General features: G+C 45.2%; 11 protein-coding genes and 2 pseudogenes. 8 read left to right on the forward strand and 5 right to left on the reverse strand.

Annotated elements, in window-relative coordinates:
- Positions 1 to 90 precede the first annotated feature (90 nt).
- Positions 91 to 492: a hypothetical protein gene (locus tag QP794_RS12695; protein ID WP_285076989.1), complete on the reverse strand. Its 402-nt coding sequence runs from the start codon at positions 490 to 492 to the stop codon at positions 91 to 93.
- A 294-nt stretch (positions 493 to 786) separates the two neighbouring features.
- On the opposite strand from QP794_RS12695, the gene QP794_RS12700 reads away from it, so the two are divergent.
- Positions 787 to 1,824, forward strand: a complete 1,038-nt coding sequence (locus QP794_RS12700; RefSeq protein ID WP_285076990.1) for a glycosyltransferase family protein — start codon at positions 787 to 789, stop codon at positions 1,822 to 1,824.
- A 27-nt stretch (positions 1,825 to 1,851) separates the two neighbouring features.
- Positions 1,852 to 2,922: a glycosyltransferase WbsX family protein gene (locus QP794_RS12705; protein ID WP_285076991.1), complete on the forward strand. Its 1,071-nt coding sequence runs from the start codon at positions 1,852 to 1,854 to the stop codon at positions 2,920 to 2,922.
- A gap of 59 nt (positions 2,923 to 2,981) precedes the next feature.
- Here the strand turns inward: QP794_RS12705 and QP794_RS12710 are convergent, their stop codons facing one another.
- A complete protein-coding gene (locus QP794_RS12710; protein ID WP_285076993.1) occupies positions 2,982 to 3,815 on the reverse strand; it encodes an AraC family transcriptional regulator in 834 nt (277 codons plus the stop codon).
- Between the two features lie 122 nt (positions 3,816 to 3,937).
- Here QP794_RS12710 and QP794_RS12715 point away from each other — a divergent pair, with 122 nt between their 5' ends.
- Positions 3,938 to 5,395 carry an alpha-L-fucosidase gene (locus QP794_RS12715; RefSeq protein ID WP_285076995.1) on the forward strand — a complete coding sequence of 486 codons (1,458 nt, stop codon included), beginning with the start codon at positions 3,938 to 3,940 and terminating at the stop codon, positions 5,393 to 5,395.
- Positions 5,396 to 5,470: 75 nt separating this feature from the next.
- On the opposite strand, the gene QP794_RS12720 is transcribed toward QP794_RS12715, so the two are convergent.
- Positions 5,471 to 5,911, reverse strand: a complete 441-nt coding sequence (locus QP794_RS12720; RefSeq protein WP_285076997.1) for a ChbG/HpnK family deacetylase — start codon at positions 5,909 to 5,911, stop codon at positions 5,471 to 5,473.
- Positions 5,908 to 6,084, reverse strand: a pseudogene (locus QP794_RS33160) (hypothetical protein); the annotation flags it as partial. The pseudogene QP794_RS33160 and the gene QP794_RS12720, both read right to left, overlap by 4 nt.
- Before the next feature lie 198 nt (positions 6,085 to 6,282).
- On the opposite strand from QP794_RS33160, the gene QP794_RS12725 reads away from it, so the two are divergent.
- From QP794_RS12725 to QP794_RS12740, 4 genes and pseudogenes are all read left to right on the forward strand, one after another.
- Positions 6,283 to 7,524 carry an RICIN domain-containing protein gene (locus QP794_RS12725; protein ID WP_094938392.1) on the forward strand — a complete coding sequence of 414 codons (1,242 nt, stop codon included), beginning with the start codon at positions 6,283 to 6,285 and terminating at the stop codon, positions 7,522 to 7,524.
- 349 nt (positions 7,525 to 7,873) lie between these two features.
- Entirely contained in the window at positions 7,874 to 8,602 is a 729-nt protein-coding gene (locus QP794_RS12730) for an AraC family transcriptional regulator (protein ID WP_285077000.1), read from the forward strand.
- 138 nt (positions 8,603 to 8,740) lie between these two features.
- Positions 8,741 to 9,894: pseudogene (locus tag QP794_RS12735) on the forward strand (multidrug efflux MFS transporter).
- Positions 9,878 to 10,471, forward strand: coding sequence for a hydrolase (locus QP794_RS12740; RefSeq protein WP_285077003.1), 594 nt, complete (start codon positions 9,878 to 9,880; stop codon positions 10,469 to 10,471). Before QP794_RS12735 ends, QP794_RS12740 begins: the two are co-directional and overlap by 17 nt.
- Before the next feature lie 116 nt (positions 10,472 to 10,587).
- Here QP794_RS12740 and ytaF read toward each other — a convergent pair whose 3' ends face one another.
- Complete coding sequence (gene ytaF / locus QP794_RS12745) at positions 10,588 to 11,211, reverse strand: sporulation membrane protein YtaF (protein WP_024628354.1); 624 nt, start codon at positions 11,209 to 11,211, stop codon at positions 10,588 to 10,590.
- 164 nt (positions 11,212 to 11,375) lie between these two features.
- On the opposite strand from ytaF, the gene QP794_RS12750 reads away from it, so the two are divergent.
- Complete coding sequence (locus QP794_RS12750) at positions 11,376 to 12,035, forward strand: DUF1232 domain-containing protein (protein WP_483311901.1); 660 nt, start codon at positions 11,376 to 11,378, stop codon at positions 12,033 to 12,035.
- The last annotated feature ends 178 nt before the right edge of the window (positions 12,036 to 12,213 follow it).

Below are 12,213 nucleotides of genomic sequence, written 5' to 3' on the forward strand. Positions count from 1 at the left end.
GCTGTTTAGATAGTGGATGGCATGGAAAGAAAAGGCGATACGGAGAAAAAATCTCTCTGTATCGCCTTTTTATATTGGCGTCCAGTGAGCCTATACTCTTTGGATCGCTAAATTTGGTGTTCCGCTGCTCTCATCAATAAACAGCAGCACATACTGATTCCCGCTCGTCCCTGTTAACACAAGACCAGGCTGATTCAGTGCACCCGGATTGTAATAGAGCAGTTGTTGGATGAGCGGCAGGGCAGTTGGAAGAGTAGGCTGATTCAAGGCCATTAACTGGGTCGTTGCTTTTACACTGTCCCCCGCCTCAATAACTCCACCGACCCCCAGATTATTTGTGATGGAGGAACTATCGTTAATCTGCAAGCTGCCAACAATCGTCTGGTCTCCGTTAACCTGAAGGTCCAACCCAACCGTTTCATTACCGTCCACCTGCAAATCCTGATTGATGGTCTGGTTTCCCGTGACAAGAATGCTACTAAATGTTGGCAATCATATCAACTCCTATCTGGTATTGATATATTTTATGAGGACAAGAATCGGATGGACACGGGGTTGTGGCACATTTACAGAGAATGACGCAGCCTATCTTATCTTTGAGTAGTTAAATACCTAAAAATACAGCGATAGTGACCTAGCCAAAGACAAATGCATATTGTAGGCAATGAGGATTAATTTGCTGTGTGATTGGAGGGTATGGTCATCAAAAAAAGGAGGCGTATGCAAGTCAAGTCTCAAAGGAATCGGCGCCCTGTCCAGCAGTCCAATCAGCTTTTCCTTAGACAAATGAACGCAGCTTTGAACCGAAAACTTAAATCGATCCGGCAACATCTAGTCGTGCAGCAATCAGATTTACATCAGCATTTAATGAAAGTGATTCAGGAGAGTAAGGAACAAAGCATGGATCGAAGAGACAGCGAGAACGTTCCAGATTCTCCCCGTATTCATTATAAACAGCTGAAGGTTCTCCTGATTACTTCTTCCATGGAACGAGAAGGCTCTGCAAACTCTATTTTGATCGAACAGAGCTTGAGGCATTTGGTCCAACATATCAATGAGATCAAAACGATTCAGCCCTTGGCTGATCACACAGGACAGGAATTGGATTTGATTCTGGTACTGGATGGAGAAGATGTTCTGTCGAATCAGAATCTAGAAGCATTGAGGACATCCTCTGCCAAAAAGGCAATATGGTTGTCGGATCAGTCGGGTGTAAAACATATGGAATCGATAATTCCTTATTTTGATTATGTTTTTACACAGAACTCGGCCAACATTCCATTCTATCGACATATGGGGAATGTCCTGTGTCATGAAATTCCTTTCCCGCCGAACCCTGCTGTGTTCTGTCCTCAGGTTGTAGGGAGAGAATATGAGTCGGATGTCTATATCATAGGAGATGCTCGGCCTGGCAGCTGTCTGTATGCTCTAGCCGGCCATGCATGGTTATCGGATAAAAAAGTGCGAGTAGAGGGACAGGGATGGGAGAATTTCGGCGCATGTGTACCTGTTCAACCTCATGAGAATCGGGAAAAGTTGTACAACGGCACCAAAATTGTTGTTCAGGACAACTCATCGGTGAAACGTATTATGGAGGCAGCAGCTTGCGGAACGTTTCAACTGATTTCGCCTTCCTGTGGTTTTGTGAATACGGACGATTTCAAGCACTATGACTCTCTCGAAGACCTCGTACAGAAGCTCAGCCATTATTGGGACCATGTGGACCAACGGAGATTGTCTGCCTCCCGAACGCTTTCGTATATGAAGTACAATCAATCCTATCTTCATAAAAGTTTGCAACTTATGGATATTATTTTCCAATGAATACATCTGTCAATTGGAGGAGCCTACTTGAAGCTTATTGCGTTACATTTACCCCAATTTCATCGGATTGCGGAGAATGATAAGTGGTGGGGAGAAGGATTTACAGAATGGACGAATGTAAAAAAAACAACACCGCTGTATCCAGGCCATCTGCAGCCCAAGAAACCATTGCATCAGAACTACTATGATTTAACTGACCCCAAGGTGCGCAAATGGCAAGCCGAAACAGCCAAGCATTACGGAATATACGGATTCTGCTATTATCACTACTGGTTCAAGGGTAAACGATTGCTAGAAAAACCGTTTGATGAAATTTTGGACAGTGGGGAACCGGATTTCCCTTTTTGTCTGTCATGGGCCAATGAAACCTGGACACGCAAATGGGATGGACTCGAATCGGATATTCTTATTTCCCAGGACTACGGAGATGAGCGCGACTGGAAACAACATTTCGATTATCTGCTCAGAGCGTTTAAGGATGAACGATATATTCGCGTTGAGGGAAAGCCGTTATTTCTGATCTATCGGCCTGCCAGCATACCTCGATGTCAGGAAATGATTCATTATTGGCGCAGGCTTGCGATAGAACATGGACTGAAGGGTATTCATTTTGTGCAGACGATAGGTGGTTTTCCTACCTTTAATCCCCCGATCTTTGATGCAAGCATGGAATTCGAGCCTCACTATACGTTTGCACATGGTCATATGAATGGAATCTGGATTGAACTGGACATTAAGGGGCAGAAGCACATTGTGGTCAACTACGATAAGGTATGGTCATCCATTCTCGAAAGAACACCGCACCGCAACGGGGAAGTAGTATATCCTGGTGCATTCGTAAATTGGGATAATACGCCGCGTCGGTCGGTTGATGGACAGAGCACTGTCGGTTCAACACCTGAAAAATTCGGGTTGTATTTATCACGACAGATGGCGAGAGCCAGGGAATGGAACGGTAGTGGCTTCCTGTTCGTTAACGCATGGAATGAGTGGGCGGAAGGAGCGTACCTTGAACCGGATGACGATTATGGGTACGCCTATTTAAGAGAAGTCAAAAAAGTGGTAGAGCAAGGAGAGGGTAACCGTAGCCAGTACTAACCGTGGAGTTCCCTTTGCGGGACTCCGCTTGCTTTTTCAGGTGAAAGTTACATAATTCCTCAAGAGATTATAATCGTTGTTTGTCTGCGATACTCTGTCGGGTTAAGCCCTGTATGCTTTTTGAATTGTCTCGAGAAATAATACAAGTCACTAAACCCGAGGTATTCAGCTATGGCAGTCACCGTGTTTGATGTAGAGGTCAGGAGCTCCTTAGCTTTATCAATTTTTCTGCTAGTTATATAGTGGATGGGTGGAACCCCGATCTGCTGCTTGAAGAAACGAATAAAATAATTGGGATGCATATAAGCGATCTGAGCCAGATCCTGAACCGTAATATTCTGTTCGACGTTGGATTCGATATAAGCAAGGATCGCAGACATTTTCTCCATGACAGGCGCATTTACATAAGAAATCTGATTGAGATCCAGATTCATCACATAATAGGAAAATAACTCCATTAGCTTGCTTTTGGCCATCATATGAGCATAGACCTCGCCCGATCTGGCATAAGTAAGGATGCTATGAAAGGTTTCCTGAACCAGTCTCGGATCAGCTGGCGCACAAAAGTGCGGGAGCCGTAGAATTTGAAACAGGTTGAGGCCTCCGACTTTGGCGCTGAAATGACACCAGTATTTGAGAAAAGGACGATCACTGATGGCAGAGTAAGACTGTCTTATTCCTTCGGGCATCAAAAACAGTTGGCCAGGTGTTGGGTAATATTCCTGATTTCCAATCTTGAGCCAGCCTTCCCCTTCGCAGATAAAATAGAACTTACTGTAATCAGGTGTGTAATCGACATCTTTCCAGTCCGTTTCGCACCGATTATAGTTGACCATGAACAATTCAACCTGCAGATTGGATAAGTGGTTCGTGAGCAGTGTCCTGTCATTCACAATCTTCATCTCCTTACAAAGGTTAATATTGTCCATCTAAAAGTTAATGCTCTTCATGTCTATCTATGGCTCAAGTCACTACAATACAGGTGAATAGGATAACGGAAGGGTGACATTGCATAATGGACAAAAATGAATATTTGCAACGTATTGAAGCGACCATTAACGAAGGCAAATTTAAAGACAACTGGAATTCACTGAGTGCAATCCAGGTTCCCGAGTGGTATCGTAACGCGAAATTTGGTATTTTTATTCACTGGGGACTATACTCCGTTCCTGCATTTGATAATGAATGGTATTCGCGAAATATGTATATGGAAGGCTCCAAAGCTCATGAGCATCACCTTGCTGTTTACGGGCCTCCGAAGGATTTTGGATATAAAGATTTTATTCCAATGTTTCGGGCAGAGAATTTTGATGCAGACGAATGGGCTGCGCTTTTTAAAAAGGCAGGAGCAAGATACGTTATGCCAGTCGCAGAGCACCATGACGGATTCCAAATGTATAACAGCGCCATATCTCACTATAACACAGTTGAAATGGGACCCAAACGAGATCTTTTGGGGGAGATGAAGGCCGCATATGAGAAGCAGGGGTTGGTTCTTTGCGTGTCATCTCATCGGGCGGAGCACTGGTTCTTCATGTCTCATGGCAAAGCGTTTGACTCGGATATCAAGGAACCGCTCCGGCGCGGTGATTTCTACTGGCCTGCTATGCCCGAGCCGGATCATCATGACTTATATGGCTCACCTCCAACGGATGAATATCTGGAAGATTGGTTGATTCGTTGCTGTGAACTCGTGGATGATTACCAACCAAGCGTTTTTTATTTTGACTGGTGGATCCAGACGGCTGCGTTCAAACCTTACTTGAAAAAGTTCAGCGCCTACTACTATAACAAAGGCGAAGAGTGGGGTATCCCGGTAGCGATTAACTATAAACATGATGCTTTTATGCTCGGTTGTGCCGTACCGGATGTGGAACGAGGACAATTCACTGACCTCAAGCCGTATTTCTGGCAAACGGATACAGCAGTTGCCAAAAACTCATGGTGTTATACAGAAAATAATGATTATAAATCTGCGGTCGAGATTATCCGGGATCTCGTCGATATTGTAAGCAAAAACGGCAGTCTTCTGTTAAACATTGGACCCAAAGCGGATGGGACCATTCCCGATGAAGATAAGAACATTCTGCTTGCCATAGGTCAATGGCTGGAGGTGAATGGTGAGGCGATCTATGACACGACGTTCTGGCGGACGTATGGGGAAGGGCCAACAGAGGTGAAAGAAGGGCAGTTTACAGATGGTGAGACCAAGATTTTTACAAGTGAGGATATTCGCTTTACCGTAAAAGAAAGCTTTCTCTATGCGACGGTTCTGGTCTACCCGGAGAACGGGACTGTTCATATCCGGTCGCTAAAGGAGAATTCCCATCATTTTCATGGACTGATCAGGAATATTCAGGTGTTGGGCTTCGACGAAGAACCCGAATGGAGCAGGACGGAAGAATCTTTGACGATAACGACAAGGAACGTGCATAGCGGCTCACCCGTCGTATTTAAATTAGAACTGGAATAGGAAATATTTAAGGGCAATAACCAATAGGACTATGTATTGGTTATTGCCCTATTCTTTGTGCGATTCCGCAATGAGTTATACTCGTTTTCGGGTTGAAGAACTGCGACGGAGCTTTCTTCGTTTTTGGGACAAACGATGTATCTTAGCCATACGCTTCCGCTTCAATATCCGCTGCCGCACATGGCTAGGCCCTTTTTTTTCTACAGGTTTGGGAGGTGATTCCAATTGTATTGGTGGTAGTTTGCAGCGTTCATCAGGTATGTCCTTCAGCGCTTTATAGTTTATCGGTACAATGCCCAGCGCCTGTAGCGTTCGGGGGATTGTCTGATCGACAAATACTGCAAGTTCATGCTCCCGGATGTCCAGCCAGCTGGAAATCTCTCGAAGAGCATCGTCTACATATCCCGGATGACATACAATCTCGGTGATGCCATCTGGGAGCCTAAATAAATGTAAAAGCAGTCGCTGCAAACCCTCCTGATCTCCGTAAGTATCCAGCAGAATCGTATCTGTCATCCGGGGGACTGGCTTAGCATGTGTTGAATGCTGGACTTGTGATCCCGAAGGGGGATGTTTTCCCGGACAGCTTTCTCCGCCATGATTTGGAACATTATCGGATCGTTCTGATGCAGCAGCTGATGTGAATCGAGATGTGTAGGATAACGAAATGCTTGAACAAAAACGTTCCATTGAGCATCCTTGGACCGTTCATTCGCACAGACCTGTTAGAATACTTCAAAATGCTGTCTTGTCCAGTGTATATCCTGTTCATGGATAGAAATAATTGAGTCGCAGACAGAATACATTTAATGTAAACGTTGTTACGGATTGAGAAAAATGGGGTATCTCTGTTCAGTATCAGTCCGTTAATATGGGGAGGGAAAAGTTTGTTAAAGAAAAGAAAAATCGTAAGTCTGCTGGTGCTGTTCAGTTTCCTGATCGCTTTACTGCCTGGCACGACGACAAATGCAGCGACCAATTGGAATCTGGTGTGGAGTGATGAATTCAATGGAAGCTCTCTGAATACGTCGAATTGGTCTGCAGAGATTGGTACGGGCAGCGGCGGATGGGGAAATAATGAATTGCAGTATTATACGAATCGTACCGAGAACCTGCAAGTTACTGGTGGAAATCTCGTCATTACCGCGCGCAAAGAAAATTACAATGGCAGCAATTATACCTCGGCACGAATCAAAACCCAGGGGTTGAAAGATTTTACTTACGGTAAAGTTGAAGCGCGTATCAAGCTGCCTTCGGGTCAAGGGCTCTGGCCTGCTTTTTGGATGCTGGGAAGCAACATTAATTCCGTCGGTTGGCCCAAGAGCGGAGAGATCGACATTATGGAACGGGTCAACAACAATGCTTTTGTAAACGGTACCGTGCATTGGGATGCCAACGGGCATGCCGATTATGGAAAGATATCGGAAAATCTTGATTTTTCCCAATTTCATGTGTACAGCATCGAATGGGACTCCAAATATATTAGATGGTTTGTGGACGGTAAACAATTTAATGAGTTTTACATCGAAAATGGAACAGGAAACACGGAAGAGTTCCAGCGTCCGTTTTTCCTCCTGTTGAATATGGCTGTAGGTGGAAATTGGCCTGGCAGCCCTAATAATGCGACACCGTTCCCATCACAAATGCTTGTGGATTATGTGCGTGTATATCAAGCAGCAGCAAGTACACCGAATATTGTCAGCGGGGGCCTCTATACGATCGGTTCCAAAGCAAGCGGTAAAGTGTTGGATATTGTGGATGTCTCCACAGCAAGCGGGGCTAAAGTACAACAATGGACCAACTACAGTGCGAGCAACCAGACGTTCAGAGTCGATAGCACAGGAGATGGTTTCTATAAACTCACAGCTGTTCATAGTGGAAAAGTTCTGGATGTGCCCAACTCAACAGCATCAGCCGGCGTACAACTCCAGCAATGGGATGATAATGGCTCTAACGCCCAAAGGTGGAGCATCCAGGATGCGGGTAACGGTTACTATAAAATTATTTCCAAGGTGAATGGGTTGGCGGTAGATGTTGCGAGCTCCTCAACAGCGGATGGGGCCGCGGTCCAGCAATGGAATGATAACGGAACAGATGCCCAAAAGTGGTTATTCACCAAATTGAACTAATTCTATGCCCGATACTTTATAGGGAGATGGGTACTAATTATAAAGAGGACAGGAAACAAGCTGCGCTCCATGATTTTATTGGAGACAGCTTGTTTTTTTGTTCTTTTAGGTCTATCTTCGTCAGAAACAGGAATAAATCAAACACTTGAGAAAACGTCAAACACAGCTGCCTGCAACTAAATGTGCCACTCTTTGGAAATCCTAAACGGGGAACCCGAAGAGGTGATGGGCAGAGGGTCAAAAAGATAGGTGCGTGGAGGGAATCATGAATATTGAGCAACTTTATTTTCATATTTTGTATTGCAATTCAAGGAAAAGGAATGAACCGCGAAAATTTTCAAATAAAGGGGTGCGGACACTTCAACATCATGAGCTTATTCTTATTACAGGCGGGAAAGCGGAGATTTCCGTTAATAATAAAAAACATACCGTTCAGGAAGGGATACTCATCTACCTTCAGCCTGATGTTCCACACTTCATCGTGATTGATTCTGATGATCCCATAAGTTTTGTGTCCGTACACTTCAACTATGTGCAAATCGAGCAGAATGACAAGGATGTGAAGATGTTCCCTTTGCCCGCTGTCCAGCAGTTAAAGGACTATTATCAAGTGGACGAGGTATTTAAACAAATGGCGGACACCTGGAACACGAAACTGCCCGGTTATGAGTTTATCGCCAAGACGTTACTACAGCAATTAATTATTGCAATTGCGCAAAATATTAAAAAGCGGCATCGTAATTACGCAACATCCGTGAAAGTGGAAAAGATCATCAATTATATGCATCACCATCTGTATGGTAAAGTCACTTTGACTGAACTATCGGAATTGGTGCAGTTGTCGCCTCCCTATCTATCGAGAACATTCAAAGAAATTACAGGATATTCCATCATTGAATTCTTCAATAAGCTGAAAATGGACAAAGCGAAAGAGCTTCTTTTGGAAGGCGACAGTAAGGTCAAAGAAGTGGCTCAGTTCCTTGGTTACACAGACGAATTCTATTTCAGCAGGTTATTTAAACAAACGGAAGGTATGAGTCCTTCAGAATTTTACAGCAAAAATGTCCATGGAGTTTAACATAGTGCATGGTGTATAGCCTTTCTGACCGCTAAGATGAGGATATGATTGTGAAGCGGGAGGAAGGCTGTTGACATGCCGCTGTGGAAAAGAAATCTAATTGTATGCTGGTTTGGGATGTTTGTGACAGGGGTTGGCATGAGTCAGATTGCGCCGATTTTGCCGCTTTATATCAAGCAGCTTGGTGTGAATGATTCGGCGGCGATTGCCCAATTTTCCGGAATTGCCTTTGGCATAACATTTGTACTTTCCGCCCTTTTTTCGCCGATTTGGGGGGCGGCTGCCGACCGATGGGGACGAAAACCGATGCTCCTTCGAGCCAGTTTGGGAATGGCTGTAGTAGTAGGTTGTATGGGGTTCGCATCCAACGTGTACATGCTCATCGGACTTCGACTGTTACAAGGTGTTATCACCGGATACAGCACCGCCTGTACGACACTGATTGCTACCCAGACCGATTCCAAGCATGCGGGCTATGCGTTGGGCACACTTTCAACGGCCAACATTGCAGGGTCCCTGATTGGTCCGACGATTGGAGGTTTCATTGGGGGGCGCTGGGGGCTCCAGAATTCCTTTTTTATCACAGGTGGTCTGATGATGATTGCGTTTATTACAACTGCTTTATTCGTGAAGGAGTCGTTCACGCGAGAGAACAAAGCGGTGCTTGGCCTCAGGGAAGTATGGCGAAAGGTTCCTGAGAAAAGTCTGACGATTCACTTGTTTGTTACTTTTTTTGTACTAACTGTGGCCTTATATTCGGTGGAGCCGATCCTCACTGTATATATTACGCAGCTTTCCGGTAACACTTCCCATGTTGCTTTGATGGCCGGAATCGTATTCTCCGCATCAGGGCTGGCCAATCTGATTGCCGCACCAAGACTGGGCAGGCTTTCCGATCAAGTAGGCGCACAGAAAGTAATATTGGTTGCTCTTATCGCTGCCGGAATTCTCTTCATAGCCCAGGCTTTTGTAACGAGTCCATGGCAGCTGATGGGTCTGCGTTTTTTATTGGGATTGGCGCAGCCGGACTGATTCCGTCCGTAAATACGTTAATTAAAAAAATCACACCGGCTTCTCTGACAGGGAGAGTCTTCGGTTTTAACATGTCAGCCGGATATCTGGGTGTATTCGGCGGTGCCGTTTTAGGCGGACAGGTGGCCGCCTGGATGGGAATACGATATGTGTTTCTGATTACCAGTGCTTTGATATGGATCAACGCTGGCTGGGTGTATTTTAAGGTATACCAAAAACTTGAAATGAACGGGAGAGAAGAGCATGGAAAACTTGAATAAAGCCGAAGCTGAACAGCTTGCAGCAGAAAAAACAGCGTTGGTCGTTATTGATTTGCAGAAGGGGATTGTAAATAGCCGGCAGCAGGCTCCACATACAGGTGAGTCAGTAGTGCAAAATGCAGCCAAGTTAGCGCAGGCTTTTACCGAAAAGGGAGCTTTTGTAGTGCTTGTAAAAGTCTCGACCGTCGATGGAAAAGATATGTTGAAGCCCCAGACGGATATGGAACGTGGAGCGGCTCAATTTACCGCTGATTGGGATCAATTCGTGCCTGAAATTGCAGCCCATACCCCTTATCATACGATTACCAAGCGTCAATGGGGGGCTTTCTTCGGTACTGATCTTGACCTCCAGTTGCGTCGTCGGGGCATTGATACAATCGTATTGTGTGGCGTTTCTACCTCCATTGGAGTGGATACTACAGCAAGAGAAGCTTATCAGCATGGTTATCATCAGATTTTTGCAGAAGATGCTATGACAGCTGCTACCAAGGAAGAGCATGACTACGTTTGTAAAACCATTTTCCCCAGAATGGGTCGGATTCGGTCCAGTGAAGAAGTGGTTACGGCACTGAAATAGGATAGACGGGTCAATGGTCCACGATTATGGCAAGGATCTATTAAGTAGAGTTTCTAAAATGCTCAAAAAGGAGACATCGGATCCGATGTCTCCTTTTTGGAGTTTTCTATAATGCATCAGAATAAATTGTTGGCTGCAATCAACAGCAAGAGAATTCCGCTGACCAGCGTTCCGAACTGACCCAGTGTGAACGAACCAATACGGACATTTGCCGCTTTGGTTCCCATCCACACGCCAAACCATACAGTAACAAAACTGCCGATAGCTGCTGTCAGGGAAATGTACAAGGGGGACAAGCCCATCAGGCCGGCGCTTAGGCCATTCGTCAGTGCATTTGTCGATAGAGCAACGCCCAGGATCAATGCTTCCAGCACTCCGATATGGTTTGATTTATCCAGGTCTACCCGTTCAGGATTTTGCAAAATGGTCCCGATCCCGAGAGCTTGGGAATCGGTCTCTTCATGCTCTTGCTTCTTGCGGGGAACCGATAACAGGATGATACGAAAACCGATGACAAGCAGGATAAATGTGCCCAGTAGTATGGGGAAGACGCCAGGAAGCACGACAGATATCCATTTCCCGAACAAAATGCCAGAATAACTGAACAGTAAACAAACAACGGCAATCAAAAAATTCGAAAATAGGCTAATTTTGATTTTTCTGATCCCGTACGATAGTCCGACACCCAGGTTGTCAAGACTCGAAGAGACAGCCAAAGCTAAGATAAGCATCCATGCCATAAAATCACCTCATGATCTGTAGTCTGCTCCTAATGTATGTGGTGTTGAGAATCCTGTGCCCGTCCTTGAGAAAAAGGTAACAAAACGTTTCCGTTGAGGAAAGAATAAGGTAAACTTTCAGACATTGTCCCATATACTAGACTATCGATCATATCTCTGGAGGGATGCCGGTGAGAGCAAATGATCAAATAAAGGATGGTCATATCGGAGATTTGATCAAGCCTCTGCTAGCCAGACGTGCGCTCTCGATGCGCAAATTCAGCACACTTTGCGGAATGGACACCGCTACCATTTCCCGGATCTTGAATGGGAAGCAGCAACCAAAGCTCACGCATCTGCAGGTCTTTTCCGAACATCTGGATGTTTCTCTGGATATTCTGCTTGAAGCTGCCGGCTATCCAATCCATCACGGAAAAAAAGAGGCCGAGCAGGGTATCCTGGATTCGCTTGAATCGATAAAGTCAGTCCTGCAACATACCCAGTTATTTGACCCTGCAGTGACAACAGAGCGAATTGAGCAGGAAATGATCAAGTACGAACAATATGCCCGTACGGATGAAGGGCACCGAATCATCTGTAAAGAGTTTGAGGTGAAAATCACCCAGACAAACGGTGCAGGACCGTTCATTGAACATTTGAAGGAAATGCACATTCAATACTGTGATGAGATTACACCTGAGAATGATCGGTCCCTGATCGGCAGTGCATTGTTATACTTTATTTCATCTGCCGATCTGATTCCCGACTATCTCTTTCCGATTGGTTATCTGGATGATGCCATCGTTGTTTATCTGGTGTTGAATCGTCTAAATCAGCGTACATGAGCAGATTCATTGGGGGACGATCCACCCCTGCCCTTAATCGATATCCCGGAACATCAAAAGAACGGCGCGAGAGGATTTCGCGTCGTTCTTTTGATGTCAGAATGACTAGGTCATAGTTATAAAGAACCGTTTGAATCAACCGAGCAGCCCTGATATTCGCATTTGCGTAAAATGTGTG

The organism is Paenibacillus sp. UMB7766-LJ446 (assembly GCF_030226665.1).
GTDB classification, from domain to species: Bacteria; Bacillota; Bacilli; order Paenibacillales; family Paenibacillaceae; genus Paenibacillus; species Paenibacillus vandeheii.